This is a genomic window from Desulfosporosinus sp. FKA, assembly GCF_002196785.1.
GTDB lineage: Bacteria > Bacillota > Desulfitobacteriia > Desulfitobacteriales > Desulfitobacteriaceae > Desulfosporosinus > Desulfosporosinus acididurans.
The window spans coordinates 62,645-82,229 of the sequence record NZ_NAHZ01000034.1; the positions used below are offsets into that span (position 1 = coordinate 62,645).

22 protein-coding genes and 2 pseudogenes are annotated in these 19,585 nt (G+C 38.0%); 4 read left to right on the forward strand and 20 right to left on the reverse strand.

Features of this window, described 5'->3' with window-relative positions; all coding sequences use genetic code 11:
- Positions 1 to 22 precede the first annotated feature (22 nt).
- The 9 genes from B5771_RS21505 to B5771_RS21545 all read right to left on the reverse strand — a co-directional run bounded on the left by B5771_RS21505 (position 23) and on the right by B5771_RS21545 (position 9,526).
- Positions 23 to 631 carry a CDP-alcohol phosphatidyltransferase family protein gene (locus B5771_RS21505; protein ID WP_088189364.1) on the reverse strand — a complete coding sequence of 203 codons (609 nt, stop codon included), beginning with the start codon at positions 629 to 631 and terminating at the stop codon, positions 23 to 25.
- Positions 632 to 699: 68 nt separating this feature from the next.
- Positions 700 to 1,944 carry an MFS transporter gene (locus B5771_RS21510; protein ID WP_088189365.1) on the reverse strand — a complete coding sequence of 415 codons (1,245 nt, stop codon included), beginning with the start codon at positions 1,942 to 1,944 and terminating at the stop codon, positions 700 to 702.
- An 18-nt stretch (positions 1,945 to 1,962) separates the two neighbouring features.
- Entirely contained in the window at positions 1,963 to 2,811 is an 849-nt protein-coding gene (locus tag B5771_RS21515; protein ID WP_088189366.1) for a phosphatidate cytidylyltransferase, read from the reverse strand.
- A gap of 21 nt (positions 2,812 to 2,832) precedes the next feature.
- Positions 2,833 to 3,939 (reverse strand): acyl-CoA dehydratase activase-related protein, encoded by a 1,107-nt coding sequence (locus B5771_RS21520; RefSeq protein WP_088189367.1) that lies wholly within the window; start codon positions 3,937 to 3,939, stop codon positions 2,833 to 2,835.
- Complete coding sequence (locus B5771_RS21525; RefSeq protein ID WP_088189368.1) at positions 3,929 to 4,915, reverse strand: acyl-CoA dehydratase activase-related protein; 987 nt, start codon at positions 4,913 to 4,915, stop codon at positions 3,929 to 3,931. The genes B5771_RS21520 and B5771_RS21525 overlap by 11 nt, the downstream gene beginning before the upstream one ends.
- Complete coding sequence (locus tag B5771_RS21530) at positions 4,896 to 5,858, reverse strand: acyl-CoA dehydratase activase (RefSeq protein WP_207652729.1); 963 nt, start codon at positions 5,856 to 5,858, stop codon at positions 4,896 to 4,898. Before B5771_RS21530 ends, B5771_RS21525 begins: the two co-directional genes overlap by 20 nt.
- A 27-nt stretch (positions 5,859 to 5,885) precedes the next feature.
- Entirely contained in the window at positions 5,886 to 6,545 is a 660-nt protein-coding gene (locus B5771_RS21535) for a lysophospholipid acyltransferase family protein (RefSeq protein ID WP_088189717.1), read from the reverse strand.
- Positions 6,546 to 6,714: 169 nt separating this feature from the next.
- Complete coding sequence (locus B5771_RS21540; protein ID WP_088189370.1) at positions 6,715 to 6,945, reverse strand: DUF2442 domain-containing protein; 231 nt, start codon at positions 6,943 to 6,945, stop codon at positions 6,715 to 6,717.
- 100 nt (positions 6,946 to 7,045) lie between these two features.
- Positions 7,046 to 9,526: a LuxR C-terminal-related transcriptional regulator gene (locus B5771_RS21545; protein ID WP_242966929.1), complete on the reverse strand. Its 2,481-nt coding sequence runs from the start codon at positions 9,524 to 9,526 to the stop codon at positions 7,046 to 7,048.
- Between the two features lie 274 nt (positions 9,527 to 9,800).
- Between B5771_RS21545 and B5771_RS25140 the strand changes: the two are divergent.
- The 4 genes and pseudogenes from B5771_RS25140 to B5771_RS21565 all read left to right on the forward strand — a co-directional run.
- Positions 9,801 to 9,902, forward strand: a pseudogene (locus tag B5771_RS25140) (DUF255 domain-containing protein); the annotation flags it as partial.
- 925 nt (positions 9,903 to 10,827) lie between these two features.
- Entirely contained in the window at positions 10,828 to 11,328 is a 501-nt protein-coding gene (locus B5771_RS24590) for a hypothetical protein (protein ID WP_207652730.1), read from the forward strand.
- Between the two features lie 245 nt (positions 11,329 to 11,573).
- Entirely contained in the window at positions 11,574 to 11,717 is a 144-nt protein-coding gene (locus B5771_RS24430; protein ID WP_172408340.1) for a hypothetical protein, read from the forward strand.
- A 116-nt stretch (positions 11,718 to 11,833) separates the two neighbouring features.
- Positions 11,834 to 12,136 carry a type II toxin-antitoxin system death-on-curing family toxin gene (locus tag B5771_RS21565; RefSeq protein ID WP_348982974.1) on the forward strand — a complete coding sequence of 101 codons (303 nt, stop codon included), beginning with the start codon at positions 11,834 to 11,836 and terminating at the stop codon, positions 12,134 to 12,136.
- 329 nt (positions 12,137 to 12,465) lie between these two features.
- Here B5771_RS21565 and B5771_RS21575 read toward each other — a convergent pair whose 3' ends face one another.
- From B5771_RS21575 to B5771_RS24925, 11 genes and pseudogenes are all read right to left on the reverse strand, one after another.
- Positions 12,466 to 12,744: a hypothetical protein gene (locus B5771_RS21575; protein ID WP_088189373.1), complete on the reverse strand. Its 279-nt coding sequence runs from the start codon at positions 12,742 to 12,744 to the stop codon at positions 12,466 to 12,468.
- A gap of 233 nt (positions 12,745 to 12,977) precedes the next feature.
- The gene (locus tag B5771_RS21580) at positions 12,978 to 13,964 is read right to left on the reverse strand and encodes a hypothetical protein (protein ID WP_088189374.1); all 987 of its coding nucleotides are present in this window, start codon (positions 13,962 to 13,964) and stop codon (positions 12,978 to 12,980) included.
- 658 nt (positions 13,965 to 14,622) lie between these two features.
- Positions 14,623 to 14,784: pseudogene (locus tag B5771_RS24910) on the reverse strand (TIGR01777 family protein); the annotation flags it as partial.
- 124 nt (positions 14,785 to 14,908) lie between these two features.
- Positions 14,909 to 15,271, reverse strand: coding sequence for a hypothetical protein (locus B5771_RS21590; RefSeq protein WP_088189375.1), 363 nt, complete (start codon positions 15,269 to 15,271; stop codon positions 14,909 to 14,911).
- Positions 15,272 to 15,309: 38 nt separating this feature from the next.
- A complete protein-coding gene (locus B5771_RS24915; protein WP_348982975.1) occupies positions 15,310 to 15,594 on the reverse strand; it encodes a GNAT family N-acetyltransferase in 285 nt (94 codons plus the stop codon).
- Between the two features lie 6 nt (positions 15,595 to 15,600).
- Positions 15,601 to 15,777, reverse strand: coding sequence for a hypothetical protein (locus B5771_RS24920; protein ID WP_242966931.1), 177 nt, complete (start codon positions 15,775 to 15,777; stop codon positions 15,601 to 15,603).
- Positions 15,778 to 15,822: 45 nt separating this feature from the next.
- A complete protein-coding gene (locus B5771_RS21600; RefSeq protein ID WP_088189376.1) occupies positions 15,823 to 16,326 on the reverse strand; it encodes a GNAT family N-acetyltransferase in 504 nt (167 codons plus the stop codon).
- Between the two features lie 54 nt (positions 16,327 to 16,380).
- Positions 16,381 to 17,580 carry a hypothetical protein gene (locus tag B5771_RS21605; protein ID WP_088189377.1) on the reverse strand — a complete coding sequence of 400 codons (1,200 nt, stop codon included), beginning with the start codon at positions 17,578 to 17,580 and terminating at the stop codon, positions 16,381 to 16,383.
- 158 nt (positions 17,581 to 17,738) lie between these two features.
- The gene (locus B5771_RS21610) at positions 17,739 to 18,500 is read right to left on the reverse strand and encodes a peptidase MA family metallohydrolase (protein WP_088189378.1); all 762 of its coding nucleotides are present in this window, start codon (positions 18,498 to 18,500) and stop codon (positions 17,739 to 17,741) included.
- A gap of 68 nt (positions 18,501 to 18,568) precedes the next feature.
- The gene (locus B5771_RS21615) at positions 18,569 to 19,153 is read right to left on the reverse strand and encodes a hypothetical protein (RefSeq protein WP_242966932.1); all 585 of its coding nucleotides are present in this window, start codon (positions 19,151 to 19,153) and stop codon (positions 18,569 to 18,571) included.
- The gene (locus tag B5771_RS24925) at positions 19,134 to 19,421 is read right to left on the reverse strand and encodes a hypothetical protein (protein WP_242966933.1); all 288 of its coding nucleotides are present in this window, start codon (positions 19,419 to 19,421) and stop codon (positions 19,134 to 19,136) included. Before B5771_RS24925 ends, B5771_RS21615 begins: the two co-directional genes overlap by 20 nt.
- Positions 19,422 to 19,585: the final 164 nt, after the last annotated feature.

Genomic DNA, 19,585 nt, shown 5'->3' on the forward strand with positions numbered 1-19,585 from the left:
AACATTTGACACAAATATCTTGCTAAAATACCCACAAAAAAACAACAGCCGTTGGAATCAACAAGTATAAGGACTTAACAAGCAATCCATTTTTGTTGCACTTCAAAGGGGCAATCATTAAAACGGCTAAAACGCCAAGAAACAGGAGCAATACATAACGAAAATGCAGCAGATTGAATATTTCATGCAAAGAAACGATCAGCAAAAACCAGCTCGCTGCAAGCGTAGTGGGAATCCCTGAAAAATACTTTTTGCCATCAATTTCTTCCATCCCATCCAGATTGAAATGGGCCAGCCTGCATACACCTGAAAGAATATAGGCAATCAGAATCAGCACCGATAATACGGAATTCAACCCCATAAAATATGCGATAACCGCAGGCACGATACAAAAGTTAAAAAAGTCTGCCAGACTGTCCAATTGTTTGCCGAAGTCTGTTTCCATTCCGAATTTCCGGGCGACAATCCCATCAAGCCGGTCCAGTAATAGGGTCAATACATAGAGAGTAAAGGCTATCTTTAGCTCATGCTCAAAAACTAGCGTCAAGGTAATAAAGCCAATGGCCAGTGAGCATCCGGTCATGGTATTGGGGATATTCAGGTACTTTAGATAAACAAATTTTCTATTCAACACCAACCCCTCCGTAATCTTAAAATTTGTTTTTGACTCCGCTTTATATGGTAGAAAATGTAAAGCCTTTATTCAAGTCCAACTCTTCCTTTTTTACGAAAGATTTTGTTTTTCATAGTCATTAAATACAACGTTATAAAGGCCAGCACAAAGAAAGTTAAAATAATACCCAGCATTAACTTACTGAAATCAAGTCCATGAGTTTTGGCTGTCAGCGATAGCGAAAGAGTCAGCAGGTAGCACGCCAACGAGGCATAGTTAGGCAGGTTGTTGTAGATGGAGATCAATCCCGTATTTTCAGAGGCGCTGCTGGCATAACTTCTGGTACAGAAGAGAAATATCCCATAGGAAATTCCGGCACAAGAACACAAACAAAGCAGAATAGAATAAGACCTAGAAATTTTCAGATAAAAAACCAATATGATCAGGATCAAGATAAAAATGGCGATACCGTTTGGTTTAGCAGAAAACTTTGGGTTGTTTTTCGTCTTGATTTGTCGCTTTGCAAAAAAACCGGACATTAAGACTGTGATCACTGCAAAGATACTGATAACTCCAATAATCGTTCCTCCTTTTGCCGTTGGGTTATTGAATTGATAATAATCTTTTAAAATATAGATCATCATGGAAATCAGCATGGTTACGGCAGTCAAGATTAAGGCTGAATAGGCAGCAAATAACTGATCACAAAATGTAAACTTTATTTGGGGAAACGACCGCTCGTTTTCTCTAAAATCAGGACTGTTTTCTTTCGGATTTTCGACAATAAAAATTATACTTAACAGGGCAATTATCCATATTAAGACAATAGTCTGCATTGTTTGGGCAGCGAAGAACGAGAAATAAAGCGGGGCAAACATAATGCCCAGCAGTTGAAAAAAAAGATTGGAGCGGACATGAATTTCCAACTGTTCCCGATCGGATTCTGAAACAAAAAATCGGTCAATGCAGTTATAAAATAAATTCGAAACAAATTTCATTAATATAAAGCAGGCAAAATAGAAGCTCAAATTTTTTAGCCAAAGAAGTCCAGAGAAGGATGCAGCCATCGTCAAAGTACAGCAAATAGTTAAGCGGTTTCTGCGGCACGCAGGAGCGATCATAGCGGAAAAGAACTTATCGTTCTGGGAGGTAAGAATTCCCGCAATGGAAGCCAAGGTTCCTAACAACAGAAATAAGCTTAGGAAGGTATTCTTATGTTCAGGGTAATTAGCCATGAAATAAATTTGTGGTAAAACACTTAAGGTTGCCGTCCAAATAAACGAAGTAAAGAAATAGATTGTATTTCTCTTGAATATTAAAGTGCTTTTCACGTTGTAACTAGCCTCCCTCTATTTCATGGAGTATAAAAACATGAACAGCAGCGGAGAGACTGTTAAAGTACTGTCAAACCTGTCAAGAATACCGCCATGTCCTGGCAGAAAATTGCTGAAATCTTTTATTCCCACACTTCGTTTAATCTTAGAAAACAATAAATCGCCGGCATTCCCAAAAATAAAAATGGAACTAAGCAGAATTAAATTTTGTAATAGTGACGTTTCGGCTAAAACAGGGATGATAGTATGAAACAGAATGAGACCTGCCAGCAACCCTCCCAATCCTCCAATATAACCTTCAAGCGTTTTGTTGGGACTTAGAATTTTAAAGATCAAAGTTTTGCCAAATTTTCTGCCTGCGAAATATCCTGTCACATCGTTAAAGGCCAGCATAGCGATTAGAAACCAAATCGTATCAGGATTTATTGAGTATAGGACCACCAAACTTGCAGCGGAAACAGCCAGGGACAATACCCCTAAAAAATAGACGTAGAAAGGATTGCTGATCATATTTAACGTCCCGGCGAAGGTCAAAGCCGCCAACAGAAGGAATGCGGGTATAAAATAGATCAGAGATGAATCAAAATATAGCATCAACAAATAGCATCCCGCTACGGCTATAGCAAAGATTATGGGGTACTTAAGTTTGTAATTCTTGGCCAACTCATAAATGCCTAAAAGAAGAATTAGAGAAACTAAGGCAAAAATGGCGCCAATGCCCAGGATGGAAGCAAGACAAAAAACATTCAAAATACCAAAAAATGAAGCCACTCGTAAGACTGTCTCTCTGCTCTTCTTAACATAGGCAATAGCGAAAATAATGATAATCACGCATAGAAAAAAGAGATAGACCCGTAAAATCATTGAGATACCCCCACGTATTCCTTATTCATTTTTAGCAGTAAAAGGGTATTTTTTTCGTTTGATCATATCTGTAAACGCTTCCAACCGGGTTTGAAAACCTGCTTCCCCCGTATGCTCATCCATACAGATACTTAAAATGGGAATCCCCCAATCAGCGCTGACCTTAGGCACAATTGAACCCGCAACAACTTCAGGCATGCAAGAAAAAGGATAGAGGTGGATAACTCCATCATAACCCTTTTGCTTAAAGACAATTGCTTCACCGACAGACTCTCTGCCGTGCCCGCCAATTGGCCTGGTGATATACTTTTGGGCAAATTTATAGACTTGGTTATTATGGGTTGGCAGATAGTTATCCAGGAATCTTTTTTGCTTCAAAGACCCCACAAAGAATTCGGAAAAGCTTAAGGAGTACTTAAGCAAGACACCATTATTCCCAAGAAATTCCTCCATATTCATGGTGGAAAATTGATCAATCAGCAGGAAAAATTCACCGACCAAACCAAGTTTGATGATCTTTCTATTCTTGTCAATGGGGATAGCATCAAAGCCTTTGCTAATTTCCTGCTTGAGTGCTTTCAACCCGTAAGAATCGGTGGTTTGCTCTAATTTGCGGAGGAATCTCCGTTTCATTCTGGTACAATCGCCTCTGTTGATTTCATAGGGCCGAATTTCCAACGACCTTTCTCTAATCAATTCAAAGATAACCAATCTTCTCCAGAATCCCCTGATAGTCTTCATAAATTGGTGAAGTGTCAGCTCCGGATGATGCTTTTTGACATTCAGCCAGAATTCTTTTTTAGCTTTGACCGCTAATAACTCGACGCGATAGCCATTATCGGCTAAAATTTTCTGATACATTTCACTATAATACGCCAATCGGCAAATTCCAGTTTTTCCGCCGATCATTCCAACCACATTGGCTCCATTTTCAATCCCCTCGACTAAATTCCCCAAAGTAATCTTAAAGGGCAGGCAAGCCTGAGCCGGAGCCAATTTGATCCCGATATCCAGTGTTTTCTGACTGGTCGGCGGAGGCAGGACAACTTCATATCCCAGGTTGGCTAATAAATGCTTGAACACAACATAATACTCTCCGGCATGGGGAAAGGTAATTTTAGCCTGCATTTTTGTTATTTCCCTCTTTTCGAATCATCATATCTAAAAATGCTTCGATTCTGGTCATCAAGCCAGCTTCTCCTGAATGTTCGTCTAAAGTTAGGCCTAAATAGGGCTTTTGGTCACAAAGTTGATCTTTGAAGATTTCTTCCAAAAAGGCGTCAATACCACAGCCAAAAAAAGTGATAAATATGATGCCCCGGATGTTCTTATCCAGCAGCATGGCTTGAACAGCATACAGGATGTTCTGTCCAAAATCCCAATGCGGCGCTCTCCGGTTAAAATAATCCGGGCAATTTGTTGGCGAATCTGGTCTGGGATAGTGCTCAGATGTAACATAATCAAAACCGTATTCCCGAAGTCGATTCATGATTCCCATATTAAGAAGGGAATCGTGTATAGCATATTGATGGGCGACAACACCTATCAACCCATTCTTTCCTTGGTTCCGGCAAGGGCCAGTAACCTTTTCTGCCGCTGGGATTCCCAGAGTAAGTCTTTTTCTGTTTTGAACAAAATAAGTTACAGCTCTAGAGATTCTTAAAGGATTCCAACTCAATTGCCTTGCCAATAAGGCTATATTACGCTTGGTAAATCGTTCTCTTCCCAGGTCAATCTCCGCTGTTATTAAGTTGAATTCCTGGGGGATCGTATTTTTAATGAGCTGAGGCAAGCCGATGACTTTTGGGCAGCAATACGTGCCTTGCTCCAAACTGGTATACTGAGGAATATATACATTCGTCGTTTTTTTCAATAAAGAAACGACATGCCCGTAATAAACTTTGACTGGAAAGCACTGATCACTACCCGCAAACTGATTCCCAGCTTCGAAAGTTTCTGCAGAAGAATCCTCAGAGTATTCAACCCGATAGCCAAGAATCTCAAAAAACGCTTCCCAGGTGAAATTGCCCAAATAATAACTTAATCCCCGAGGAATACCGATGATTTTCGAAGCTAACAATTCATCATTTTTGCCATTTCCCACATCTGTCTCCCCACTTTGCTACAATCTCACCTGCAACGGTTACTTCCGTAAGTTCACAGGTGTTGGAACAATCCTGGCACTCGACTCTCTTGAGCTGATGGTTTCTCTGCATAATATCGAACCCTTTGAAGATGGTTGGTTTATTTGTTTCGCAAGTGGCTTCTTTCGCTAAAATCGCACTTCCCAAGGCCCCCATAACATTAAAGTGATCGGGGATGACAAGCTGAACTCCCAATTCTTTTTCAAAGGCATTTCTGATTCCTGTATTGAAGGCTACACCACCCTGGAAGAGTACCGGCTCTTCAATACGTTTACCCTTTGCTACATTATTTAAATAATTCCTTGCTAAGGCCTCGCACAGCCCGGCAACAATTTGCTCTTTTGTTGCCCCCTCCTGTTGTTTATGGACCATATCCGTTTCTGCAAATACCGTACACCGTCCAGCAATGCGGACCGGTTCAGCCGCTTTTAAAGCAAAATCGCCAAACTCTTCAATCGGAATATTCAAGCGAAAAGCTTGCTGATCTAAAAAGGACCCCGTTCCGGCCGCACAAATTGTATTCATGGCAAAATCCACGACAACACCATCGCGTAGGATAATTATTTTGGAATCCTGTCCGCCTATTTCAATCACTGTTTTTACATTTGGATAACAACAGACTGCCGCAACAGCATGGGCTGTAATTTCATTTTTGATGGAGTCCGCACCGATAATATTGCCAATTAATACCCGCGCGCTTCCGGTTACACCCACCCCCAGAATATACTTTGAGCGGTAGCCCTTGTCTTTGAGAATTCTAAATCCCTCTTTTAGACTCTCCAAGGGCTGTCCGTTCGTTCTGATATATAATGCCTCAGAGAGTTTCTTATTGTCCTTACTGTCCATTAAAACGATGTTCGTACTCACAGAGCCAACATCGACTCCGATGTAATAATGGTTCAAATCCATGTCCCCCCCAGATGATTAAAGCTAATAGTTATATTCCTGATGGGTCAACTGGCCAATCTGCGTCATAATTAGGCGCGTAATGCACTCAATTTCATTTTCCGCTAGTTTTTTTCCATAGTATTGATCAAGATAGATCGGTTCCCCGATGTCAATTACCAACTTATGGATTCTTGGTATTTTTTTGCCCTTGGGCAGGATTTCATAAAATCCATTTAACCCCACTGGAACAACCGGAACCTTATTCATTAGCGCCAGACGTGTTACCCCCGACTGCCCTTTAATCAACTTTCCATCCTCTGATCGCGTTCCTTCCGGAAATATTCCCAAAATATTCCCTTCTTTTAAAATCTTCCTTACCTGAACAAAAAACGCTCTATTCACATTTTCCTGGTCAACACAAATAACCTTGGCATATTCCATAAAATGTTTAAATAGGCGATGTTCAAAAAGTCTCTTTTTCCCAATGAAAATTATTCTTTTATTTTTAATCTTATTAAAGAAGGGATATAGGATGAACCAATCCAAATAACTTACATGATTAAAAGCCATGATAAAGGGTTCAGCGGGCAGATTATCATAGTTCCTCAATTCAGATTTGCATAACATAAGAAAAGGCCCTATAAACCACCATGAAACATATTCGATGAAAAACCATTTTATTTTCCTGACTATCGTACTCATCTTGTCTCCAATCATTTCCTTGTGTAGCAATAGGCATTTCTGCCTATATTCTAAATATCCATTTTCTCCTTACAATTATTTCTGTACCAGCTTAAAAATTTTATTTACTTATATTTCCATCTCGTTGTCCCGACGTATATGGCTACCATCGGTGGTAGCACAACACAGTTCATTTTTGCGCCAGCTGAAACAGCTCGTTAATTGAAATCTCCACCTTGTTGTCCCAGCTGATAAAGTTGCCGTCGGTGACGGCCCGCATGAACAATTCTTTGTCAGAAAGCTGTCCGAAGCGGATTGTCTCCAGCCTGCTCTCCAGATTCAGCGTCACGCTGCTGCCGTTGTCCAGCTGCACCTCAAGCCGGTAATCCTCTCGCGGCGCGAGGCCGATAATTTTACTCATTTTCGTCACCTCCTCAAACAAAAAATCCACCATACAAAAATTGTACAGTGGATTTTTTTTGCTTTATATCACCCAGTGGGTGATCTTTTGTTAGAAATTTTTATTTTTGCGTTTCGATATGTAGCTTCAATAGCGCCCGTGAGTTCACGCCCATCTTCTCAAATATACTTTTGAGCTGGGTTTTAACTGTGTTGGGGGAAATAAACAGTCTTTCACCTATCTCTTTATTGGTAAGCCCGTCCGCAGCCAACTGCGCTATCTCCATTTCTCTTTCGGTGAGTTGGGGTTTTTCTCCCATAAAATATTCCTTGGTGATTTGCTCTACCGCTCTCTGATTTGTAGTAGAAAGCTCTAATATCCTAGTAATATCCTCCCTGTACATACCCTCTCTGGATAGCTGCTCAAGGAGAGGTTTGATGTAATCGCAGTTTTCCACAAAAGGCATATATACTCTGTCCGGCATGGCAATTTCAAGAGCCTGCTTCAAGGCATCAAGCGCCTCGTTCGCCCTGAAGATTTGTTTGTTGGCTGCAGCAAGGTAGATGTATGTATGAATTTGTCCGAGTAGATTAGGGAAAACAGAGGCGATGCCGATAAAATGCTCCGAACTGCCGATCAGCTTTAAGTAGTCTCCCTTGATTAAAAGCACTCGTCCATACACGATATTTAACATGGCTAATACAGGAAACTGTAAGCGTCTGCTGTTAAAATCCCCTCTTGCAATCCACTCTGGTATTTTATCCGTTTGCTTGAGGAGAGAATAGATATAGCCCTCACAGATATCCAAGGTGTGAATAAAGAGGTATTCTCTTCTTCTGGTGATATCCTCACGCATTTTTCGAAAAAGATCCTCAATACTGGAATAGTCACCTTTTATTAAATTAAGACGAATTTGCAGGAATATGGCACAGGTTATGATTCCAATCTGCGTATTGGATTGCGCTTTGTGTAAAGCTTTGTTTACTGTAATCTCAGCATTTTCCCTATCGCCCAGATTAAAATACCTTTCAGCCTCCATCATATATTCCGCACCGTTGCCATTTCCGTCTGTAAGTTTGTAATAATAAGGAAGAGCTCCTATTAGATCCTTAACCTGCCTTTCAAGCTTACCGGTTTCTCGATAAAACATATATAAGACCGAAGGAGAACCAAATGTCCAACTACCATTCGCATAGATTAATGAAGAAGTCTCGCTCAGCAAATTACCAGCTTTTTGATGCTGCTCTGACATTTTGGTAATATCATTATATTTTGTGAAACTCATTAACAGCTCATATTCACCTAAGAACCGTTTTCTTAAGTCATCATTTAAGCTTTCATCCATTTGCAGGTTGCGGATAAATTCCCCGCAAGCCTTGTCAAACAACACAATTTCATTCAAGGAAAACAGACGTATGGCGAAGATCAGCAAAGCAAAATGATGCTTAGCCTTAACCTCAGCCGGGCATTCTTCAAAATACTTGATGAGTAATTCTTTATTATATTCAACATTTATACTTTTTGATTTTTCTTCTTCCAGAGCAAGAAGTAAATTATCAAAATCCTTGCATGAATAAAAATAATGCATAGCTTCCGTATAGTCGCCTGTTTTCAAGAACCAATCTGCCGCTCTTCGGTAGAGTTCATTTTTAACGTGTTTGCTTTCAAGCACATCGTTCAGGAAGTTGGAAAAGATATTGTGTATTTGATAAGTTTTAGTTCTCTCATCATATTTTATAAAGGCGTTTTTGTTAGTAATCTCTGTTAAAAACTTACCCGCATTTTCTTTCTGCCACATGTGGATGGCCTGTTCAAGGGTAAAGCAGTCGAAAATACAGAGAGTTAAGAGGAAATCTTTGATTTCCTCCGAAAACGGTGTATAGACAGCCTTTTCAACCAGCTTAGATATGTTGATTATCGTTGTAAAGTTGCCTTCCTTAATATAGTCAAGCATAAAGAGATATAAAGCACTTATCCAGCCTTCGGTAAAGGAATACAGCTTGGCGGCTTCAGTTTCCTTAAGGCTTATTCCGCACAGCCTGTAATACTTGATAATTTCCTTAGGCCTTAGCTCAAAGGTTTCCTTGGCAATATGATGTAAATACCCTTTAAGCATAAGTTCTTCAAGGTTTGGCAGCTCCGTAAAGCGTGCGGTAATGACTATGTGGAGATTATCTATTTCGTTTCTCACAAGAAGCTCTATAAAGCTGTTGACATCGGAACTGTCGATCAGGTGGTAATCATCAATCACCAGCACAGTTTGAGCAGGCAGCTCAATATCCTCAATAAGCTTCAATGCTTCCAATCTTGATACGCTGTCATTTGGAAACCCAAGCTGTACAAGGCTCTGTGAGCAGTCTTCATCTACTTTACCAAACAAGCGGCTAAAACCATGCCAATAGCTGTTTGTCGAACTGTCATTAACTCTTTGCCACAATACATGGGCACCGGTACTTTTTAAATGCTCCCTGACAGCCGTTGTTTTCCCATAGCCCATGGGTGCTTCAACGATGGTCAGTGGATGAGCAAAGATCCCGTCCATAGCTTCGGTTATTCGATCTGGGAAATAGATGCTTTTAGTGTTGTATTGTTTTGCTTTCAACGTAAATGCACCACCTTGACGTACGTTCCGAGATTCCAATTTCCATTCTCAACTGCTCTGATATAGCATTCTATCAAGTTTCCTGAAATCCCTTCCGATATAGTTACTTTTATAGTTACTTTTAGTACAAAAACAAAAAACTTCCATTCAACACCGATATAGCTCTATTATCGTCTCAATGTGCCCCACCCACAGCAACATATGATTTATCACTATGCTGCAAGAAGATCAAAATTTACGAGTCTGTTGCAAAAGGTTCTAACATGCGTATAATCCAGTAGACTGGTATCCATGGAATGAAGAAGCTTTCGAGATGACCAAAAGAGATAATAAACCTATTTTCCTAAGTATTGGATATCCCACCTGTCACTGGTGATATGTAACCTATTAACTGCAAAACCCAAGGGCATAAAACCCCTGGGTGTCTGTGAATCGTTGACCATATTAATCTTTCCACACTTCCGATAATAGTTCAAAAGTTAAAGCAAAAATCGTATCATTTGAACATATTCGTCTTCTTGTAAGTAGACAAATCTATTATTTCCATAAAAACTGATAAGCTTTTCCTTATTAGCACATTCAATCAGGATGATTCTACCGCCTACGTATTTAACAGCCTGTGTCACTAGGGGAAAGACATATTTCTCAAGTATTTCCTTACCTTCTATATCTTTCTGATAAAGCTCATTTTTACCGAGCTGTCCAAAGAATCTTCATCAACGATTAAAAAAGTCCTGCTCTTCGAAATTTGTTCGAATAAAATAGATTTATTAACCAGAAAAGACTGCACATCTGGGTCTTTGGTACATAAAAAAGTGGATAAAATAGCTTGAGCCTCATCTGCTCCTACTTCTGATAAGAGTTCTTCGAGCGAGATGAGAACCTTTTTAATGCGTTTTCACCTCTTTGAAATTCTTGTGTAATATCAACCGTAGAATAAGAATTAGCATTCACTGGAGACTCTAACCCTTTCACGATAACATCCACAGCCGTCTTGTCTTTTATTACTATTTTTCTATCGAACGAAGCCGTAGCCATTTTCTTTCACCTCATTTTGTATAGTGCCCAGATTGTAACTTCAGTATAGCATTTTTACTTATTTTGTATCAATAAATTATTTATGAAGCGTTGGCTCTTGCTTCTATAATATCACAACGTTAGACACGTCAAAAAGAAGGCCAGCATTGACTAATACCATCCAACTTACTTTGGAACGCAGGAATTTTCTTCAAGCTCGTTGAATTACAGACATGTATTTGAGGGTAACAATAACTGAAGACTTTAATATTGGAGTGACCCATATGGATAATTTCAAGAATATGAATAACTTTTTAAATGATTTGAAAGAAAACAAAATACATTTTCGCTTAAATAAAATAAGGTCTGAAAGTATCACGGTTGAAGTTGCAGTTCCAAGACAAAGATGGGAAATAGATTTTATGGAAGATGGTACAATTAATGTTGAAAAGTTTTTTAGTGATGGAACAATTTATGCTGATGACGAGTTAAAGTTATTATTTAATGAATTCCCAGATAACGAATTAGATTACCTCCCTACTAATTTAATGGAAGGTGATAATAAACCAAACAATGTACGACCCATGTTTGAAAAAGATGAAGTAGTAACAGCAATGAACGCTATTCTAAATGAACGAGAGAAAAATATCATAATCGATAGCTGGGGTATTAATTCGAAGTTACTAAGACCTGAAGACGTTTATGCTAAATACAATACAACGAATAAAGAAATGAGAGTAATTCAAAGAAGAGTCATAAATTACATAATATTGAATCGAAAATAGCATTTTTCAGGGCGCGATGAGGCACGATTATATCCGAATTACTTATATAGATGAAGAAATATTCTTTTTGCATGGTTTCGGGACAAAAAAAGTTTAATATGAAGGAATTTGCGTCATTAACCTCGAATGGAATTAATATTAATTCCATTCGAGGTTAATGACTCGTTTTATTGCTTCTTATCACCTTCTAATTTGGGCAAACTAGCAATATATTATTGCAACAGACTTTAAGAAGGTGGTATAATATGGACAAGATAAAGGGTGATGAAGATATGCTGGCAATTAAAAAAGAAATCTCTTTCACTACTGCTAAAACTTCTAGTGTAATTAAAGCAATTATGAAATCTAATAAAAAACATTCTAAAATGATGGAAAAATTAGCTAAATAATCGTGGATGGTAATGATTTTCAATATTTAATTAGAGAACATATCGAATTAATTCATTCTCAAGCCATCAAGATGTTTGGTGGAGAATATGGGTATTAAGATTACACTGTAAACAGGATTGAAAGTATTTTAGCACAACAATATCCTATTTTTGGGCATGATAAGTATCCTTCAGCCTTTCATAAAGCTGCTATGCTAATGTATTTCTTTACAAAAGGTCACTGTTTTGTCGATGGAAATAAACGAGTTGGAATACAGTGTGCCATAGTATTTCTTGAAGTTAATGGTTATGAAGATAATTTAGATGACCAAGAGGGTTATGATAAAACTTGGGAAGTTGCTGAAAGTGAACTTTCTGAACTCGAAAGAGATTCCTATATTGAGAGTTTAGCCGTCTGGCTAAGTAAACGATTTTATTAAAAGTAAGACCTCACCAGAGGTCTTTTCTTATTCCCTTGACATTCATATTCAAATGCAAACCGTTCTTAACTAAGGGCAGGATAAAAATTAGTTATGATTATTCAAACCTTCTGATAAGCCTTTATCCTTTTTTTGAAGCAGTACATGCAATTCATATTTCCCGTTTGCTTTATCTATTTCATGATAGAGCCACCATGAGTTTTGTAACAAAGTATCTTGTTTAACAATCTCATAATTCTTCAAATGCATTTTGGTTATATTGTAAAACCGCCCGAATTATCAAACAGTAAGGTTAAGTCATTTTTAGCTTGTTCTATACCTATAACAGTTCAATCATGGAAATTAATTCCCTCAACCACGCTTTTATCTAAATCTCCCAATGCTTTCTTACTATCCAATGGTTTATGTTCAATATAAACGTCCTTCACCTTCACTGCTTCATGTTTAGCAATTTCCTCTTCTAAAATTAGCCTTTCATTCAATCTTTTGTTGCATAATTCTTGAAAGTATTCTTCGGAAAAAGATTCTACTTTTTCGTCTTCCTCTAACATAAAGTGAACACTAGTTTTTTGGCATAATTCATACCATTCTTTCGTAAAATAATGCATTTAATTTTTTCCTCCGACTCAATTTACCCCAAAGCAATCGTTACCCGAAGACATGAATATGAAAATCGATATGCTTTGACAATTTGGAATGTGCCCTATCCCTCCTTGTTTCACGACAGTGAAGGATAGTTAATATTCACTCCACTGCCTTTGTTAACTTTGCAAAACCACCAACTGACATACCCTTTTAACATAACCTCTGAAAATATGTTTTGTAAATTTTTTACGTATGCTCAATCTTTCTCAAGTTGTAGTTTACTTATTGGTGGAGTTTTATGTGAATCATAATATGACAGTAAGCCATTACTTACATCAAACATGGTTATATTTTCGCTCTCTACTAATAGCTCATACTCATTGCTATTGATTTTTACTCTGTAAATCCCCTGTTTAATTCCCTCATGTGTACTCCCAGTCAAAAAGTAAATATACCCATCAGTGCCAACTTGACTTCCTGTAACATACCCTATTTTATCTTGAACGGTTCCATCGCCTATAAAACTGTATTTTTGTTTCTGGTATGCGGAGTTATCAACTTTGAAATCAGGTTGATTTCTTAACCCTAATGTGTCTAGATTAATGCTCTTCCAATTCTCACTATTGTATTTAAAGTAAGCCTCATTTCCAATTACCCATAAAGTTATATCGCCTTCATACGTTGGTATGCGTGAATCGACAAGTTTTAATGTTTCGCCATTCGAAGTTGTTTTATAAATACCTCCACGTCGGCTAGAGGCGTAGTAAATCGCATTATTATAGTTGTATGCAAACTGGAACTCTAGATTTCGTTCGAATTTGTTAGTATCGCTCCACTGTACACTGTGAGGATAATAATGTGCAAAAGAAACAGTCGTTAAGACAAGGACAAAACATACTACAAGAACACTTGAACCCTTTTTTAGTAGCTTGAATGATGCAGTAAAAATTAGATTTATGAACAGTGCAATCCAACTACCCCAAGCCATAAAAGGAAATGGAGAAGCATCACGAATTCCAGCTTGTGCAATAAAAAGTAATGCCGTTATTATAACGACGGCGATAAATTGCTTTTGTAGGCTTCTTTTTACAATATTCTTACTGACTAGCCTCTTGGAACCTATTGCCATCATTATTAGGGCTATAACTAATATCAAGGAAGAAAGAATGAAAACTTCAATCCTATTATTAATTAGAAAAGGAACAATACCCACTATAAATAGGATGTAACTCAAAATAATCATTTACATAATTCCCCCAGTCCCCATCCTACGTTCTAATCAGCAAATCAGAATAATGATAAAATACTTTTCAGGTGTACTTCCCAATGGAGTTCGGTAAACATAAGCTATTCCAAGAACAATAAGACCGATACACATAATCAAGGCAAAAGATTGAAAAGTTTTTCTCTTCATAGGTTCTTATATCCATTCTTTTTTACGCCCCAAAAACTAACGCCTATGTTTAAGATTATTCTATTTCTGCATCTGAAGGTTTTCGAATCAAGGAAGATAGTAAAACAAAACCACACACAATCCCACTGATATCAAGAGTTCTTGGGTCGGATAGTATTAATTTATACCAGTCAAACTTGAATAGTAACGGTCTATGCAATAATAGTGATAGCAAGAAATTGATATTTAATAGTGATGTTGGAATAATCACGGGCACAAGCATCTGCCAATCGAGTCTCCATTTTCCTTCTTGATGAAACCGCTGAATCACCCCTGGTACTGCTAAAACCATCCCTATCACAATGGGATATAACGCCATAAAATATATGAAGGATATAGGTTAAAGGTTCTTCTAGCTTGAACTCTTATGTCCTGACCAAGGATAAATCCCTAGTACATGATGACCCCGACGAATAGGGTATAAAATAGATAACCCATGAATCCTAATGTGTATCCACAAAACCCATTGATTTCCTTTACACAACGGGCCACCCAAGAAAAACTTAAAGGGCATTGCCATTCTGTTAAGAGCACCCTCACTTCCTAATACTACGCCAATCCGAATAGTTACTACTTTGGTTAAATCTCCTTGAACCCTGTATGCCTCATCAGGTTTCTTCCAACAAAACCCGTTCCTCCAAAGATTAAAACTTTCATTTTTTCCACCTCGGTCTCACCTCTATTCGGTCTTTCCCATAAAGAACATAGTATTTTACGCTAACTCTCTGCAAACTTCATATCTTGACAGTGTTATTCTTAGAAAGTAGTTTTTTTACCATTAGGGCAATGAAATAGAGGGTTAAATAGAAGGGAATATAACTAAAGGCAGTATAATTGTATAAGCTTGTAAACAGCCCTAAGAATACTTGAGTGGTTATTATGGCATTAACCCAGGCTCTCATTCTCAACTTAGATGTTATTATCCCTATGAAAATTGAAAGCACAGGATAAATTATGAACAAGAGCATGAGTATAATCCCTTCTCCTCCTGAGTTAGGAAGGCTAAAGGCATAGTAGCTGGGAGATACAATGACCAAGATTTCAACGAATAGTAGTAATATTTCTTTAAGAAAAATAGCGAGTATTTTGTTCTTCATTGAGACTCCCCCAAAATTCCCTTCAACTCCCACAGACTTTAATTATTTACACGTTGCTCTAGGATTATTGTCCTTGGATGAAACCCAAATCTTCTATAGAAGTTTAGTACTTGTTCGTTGCCCACGGCGACATTTAACCTTTTCTTTGTTATGGAGTTTTGCTCCAACCAATTAAGTGCCCTTTCCATGAGGACAGTCCCTAAACCCATTTTTCTATATGCTTCGTCCACGAATAATGACTCTATTTCCCCAATGTCATTGTCAATCGTTGTAACGCAATAACCAATCGGTTCCTCTGGCTCTCGCAGACCTGCAATGTCAATTCTTAATTATCCTGTTTCTGTCCGACTCTGCCAAGATGCCTTCCTCTGCTCAAAAGTCATCAATGCCATGCTGTCCCGAAAATGGGTGGAAATTGTTTGATGATGGATATTGAGTTTCTTCCAAAGCAAACCAACCTTATCAAGAAGTTCCGCACTTCCTTCAACGAAATGAACATCCGCCAAAGTTCCCGCCCCCTACTAAGTCATTGTTTTAAGCAACCTATTGACTCAGGGAATTATCTTCTCGCAACAAAGAAACTCCCCTTTTCTAAAATTGACCTTTCCTGATACTCTGTAACCCTGTTTCTTATAGAAATTGACTGCTCTAGTGTTTTCACTAAAGACATCAAGGCGAATTGCCGTATATCCATTGTCTTTAGCTAATTTTTCTACAAACTCGATTAAACTTCTGGCTATACCTTTTCCTTCATAGTTTGGACGTACCATAAGTCTATGAACAATTGCAATCTTTCCTTGTTCATATAACCATTCGACAACCTTGTATTCTGGTTCTTGGTCATTATTCAGTACGACGCAACCTATAATTTCTTCCGATTCTTCACTCACAGCAATATACAGAGAATGGTTGTTTATATCTTCTTGAAATATTTCCTTATTGGGATAATTGTCATCCCATTGGTCAATGTCTTTACGTTTCATGTTTTGTGAACAATACCTACACAATTTTAGAATTTCATTGAGATGTTGTTCCGAAGCCCTGGTAATTTCCAATGTGTTAACTCCCCCTGATTGTATCTGAGCAGGATTAATGATTAGCTCTGGACTTTAAATCTGAACCCATGTATGCCCACCATCCATGGTCCTCCATAAGCCTCCATCAATAATTGCCCATCCTAATTTTTCCGAAGTAAAATCCAGTTGCTGAAGCTTGGCAAGACTAATATTCGGTGTAACGCTGACAAACGAGTGCGAACCGTCCGATGTAAAATATAATTGATAGCCGTCGCTAACAAATGCATGTGTGGAATCGATAATACTCCAATGAAATCCTCTATATTCTTGCGACTTATTTGCTGTCTGAACTGGAGTTGTTGGAGTCCAACTTAATCCCCAATCCTCAGTCCTATAGAAGACGAATGCTGGCGGTTTCTCACCTCTAAATTCAACGGGCAATACTCCCTCTTTTTGATTAAAGAAATGTGGGGGTTCAGTACTTACAGCCCCTCCATCGGTGTGATAACCCTTTGGAGTTACAATAGTTTTTTGAGACCATGTCCGTCCCTCATCTGATGAGCTATACAACCAAATACCATCACCATGGGAAAAACCCGTTAGCCAACCGTTCTTTTGATTTGAAAATACAAGTCCGTTTTTAGAACCTGCCAATGGCAAAGCATTAGACGGTTTCTGTCCGATAATCGCCGAGGCATTTGACTTCCAGGATGCACCACTGTCATTCGTCTGGAATACTTCTACCGATTCCACCCCCATAGAAACATCATAGCTTGCCAATAACCAACCATGAGTTAAATCGAAGAAATCAAGAGAAGTCACTCTGCCATACCACGGGGTCGTATTAATCTCAGCACTTTCCCATTTTTGTCCTCCGTCTGTGGTACGGTAAACAGTAATGCTGGTTGACGATTCTTTATTGAAGACAACCCAAATCGTTTGAGCATCATAGGCCGATAATGTACCCTCACTCGTACTAACGACACCCTTTGGGGTGACGTTTGTCCAGCTAACTCCTCCATTGATTGTCCTCAATAAAGAACCTTGGCTGAGTGCCCACCCTGTCATTGCATTAATCATATGTATCGATGTTAAGTTACTCAATGCTCCCAAACTTAAAGTGCTCGACATATTCTTCTGACTGCTAGGAAATGTATTATTACCATTTAAGGAAGCCGAACTCTGGCTAGTCAGGTTATTGTCGGCTCCAGTGGGTTGCCAATTACCACAGCCTGTTAACATGAGAATAAGGACGATAATGCCAGAAACTAAACGGTAATACTTGCAATGCAATTCGAGGACTCCTTTCCGACAGCAGGAAATCTGCATTGAATAGCGGGCTTTACGTAAAGTCCAACTTTAAACACTCTCATGAGCTTTATACAGAAGAATTCCAGCTATCTGAGTATGGAATTTGCATAGCCCCTTAAAACGAATATAAATCTTAGAATTTATGCCAGTAGATAGTTCTTCCTAATATAATCAATCCATTTACTTTGCATTTGGTTCTCTGTTATGCCGAATATAGATACAAAGTTATTGGGCGATTTAATAAAATTATGTAACTTATCATAACCGAAAACTTCAATTATTGATTCCACTATAGTGTATGAGTATTGATATCCGTTAAGTTTGAAAAAGGTTTCGAAATCATCACCAGTATCTAAGTCTTTGAACGTAGGAAGCGTATTACTTTCTAAGCCATTTTTAACGGTTTTTCTTATCCAGCTTTCGTTATTGTCTTTTGCTTCGTAACATGCAATTCCTTCGTTCAGCCATCTAGGTGTATCCTCATTTATTTCATTTACTATAATATGCACAAACTCGTGAACGGCTGTTTTTAATACATTATCAAATTCCGAGCCTGGAGGTGGATTTAAAGGAGACGCTATAATAATTTTACCCTCCCCAATCCCCCCTCTAATCCAGTCAGGTGCATCTGGAAATCCTAAAGCGATATGAAGTTGATTAAGGTTTGAATGAATCTCAATCGTCAATTTCTCCTGAAGTTGTTGATTTAATTTGGTGGTAATTCTTTTATAATTTTTTTCAAGGACAACAGACACTTTATCGATACATGTCGTGTCTGTTTCTGTGCAATAAATCACAAAATGCTGGGTTTCTTTTCGTAACTCTAGTTTGTAATCCTTCTTTTTATAAATCCTCTCAATTTCGAGGCTATCCGTAAAATTTTCTTTTCGCTTCTCTGCCATTTTGTCTACCTCTTTAATAAATTGGTATTGCTTTTTGAAAATATTACATGTCTTGAAGCTTCCCGCAATTATGTATGAGATAATTTGGGAAACATGAATTGTTCACTTTTAAGCATTTGCAGGTCTTTTCCCATTGCAAATAATATTTCCTCACCTTCAAGCAATATTGTTTCAAATGAAGAAGTATCTTGAGGAGTATAGGAAAGAGCTATTCCTTTTACGCTCTCGTTATTCAATGCGTTCAGTACTCTATTTAACGGAATACTTTCAGAGCAAAAAATGTCTATCACTTCCAACATATCTTCCATGAAGTCAGCAATTACAACGGCATCATAATCTTCCAAATAGTAAACGTTGTCTTTCATAAATAAGGTGCAATAAAACATTATCAGTTCTGCATTGGTACACATAGAAAGTTTAGCAACAGGAACGGCATGCATTACCTTGTTAATTACGAGGTATCTATCGTTCACATCAGACATATTCAGCTTTTTGACTGACACGTCGGTATGAATTGAGTTTGCCTTATTCACACATTGATATTGCTTTAATTCATCAAACCCAAACTTCGGATAAAAATTAAGTACGGAGTTATTTGCAAACAAGAATATTAAGTCGCATTTGTCACGATAATCAGCAATCGCTTTTTTCATTAATGCACAAGATAATCCTTGTCCGCTTCTTCTCTCCAAAAACTTTAAAATTCATGATATTAACGGACACGTTAGAAACAATCATATTTCCATCTATTAAATAATAAGGAATATACTGGTTTTTCCAATACCCATCTTGATACCACTGTTCAAAATTAAAACCGAATATCTTTTGTGTTAAATCATTTAGACCCTTTCTAAGTTCATTGTTTTTCCCATATCCATGTACAAATCTATAGTCTTTCCTTTTGATGTTCATTAATCCCATGTGAAATACTCTCCCTACATCAAATGCAAATAATCTAGAATTCATTCTTTGTACCAATACTTACAAGATGTTCACTGGAAGTGCATATTCATTTATCCCCTTAAATTAAGAGGCAGGAGAATCATGCTCCTGCTCTTTCCTTCTCTCCCCTAACAAATGTGTAT

Coding starts and splice junctions, on each gene's coding strand:
- B5771_RS21515 (WP_088189366.1), bottom strand. CDS start 2,811: ATGATTTTACGGGTCTATCTCTTTTTTCTATGCGTGATTATCATTATT.
- B5771_RS21520 (WP_088189367.1), bottom strand. CDS start 3,939: ATGCAGGCTAAAATTACCTTTCCCCATGCCGGAGAGTATTATGTTGTG.
- B5771_RS21535 (WP_088189717.1), bottom strand. CDS start 6,545: ATGAGTACGATAGTCAGGAAAATAAAATGGTTTTTCATCGAATATGTT.
- B5771_RS21540 (WP_088189370.1), bottom strand. CDS start 6,945: ATGAGTAAAATTATCGGCCTCGCGCCGCGAGAGGATTACCGGCTTGAG.
- B5771_RS24590 (WP_207652730.1), top strand. CDS start 10,828: ATGGATAATTTCAAGAATATGAATAACTTTTTAAATGATTTGAAAGAA.
- B5771_RS24430 (WP_172408340.1), top strand. CDS start 11,574: ATGGACAAGATAAAGGGTGATGAAGATATGCTGGCAATTAAAAAAGAA.
- B5771_RS21575 (WP_088189373.1), bottom strand. CDS start 12,744: ATGCATTATTTTACGAAAGAATGGTATGAATTATGCCAAAAAACTAGT.
- B5771_RS21580 (WP_088189374.1), bottom strand. CDS start 13,964: ATGATTATTTTGAGTTACATCCTATTTATAGTGGGTATTGTTCCTTTT.
- B5771_RS21590 (WP_088189375.1), bottom strand. CDS start 15,271: ATGAAGAACAAAATACTCGCTATTTTTCTTAAAGAAATATTACTACTA.
- B5771_RS21610 (WP_088189378.1), bottom strand. CDS start 18,500: ATGGCAGAGAAGCGAAAAGAAAATTTTACGGATAGCCTCGAAATTGAG.
- B5771_RS21615 (WP_242966932.1), bottom strand. CDS start 19,153: ATGAAAAAAGCGATTGCTGATTATCGTGACAAATGCGACTTAATATTC.
- B5771_RS24925 (WP_242966933.1), bottom strand. CDS start 19,421: ATGGGATTAATGAACATCAAAAGGAAAGACTATAGATTTGTACATGGA.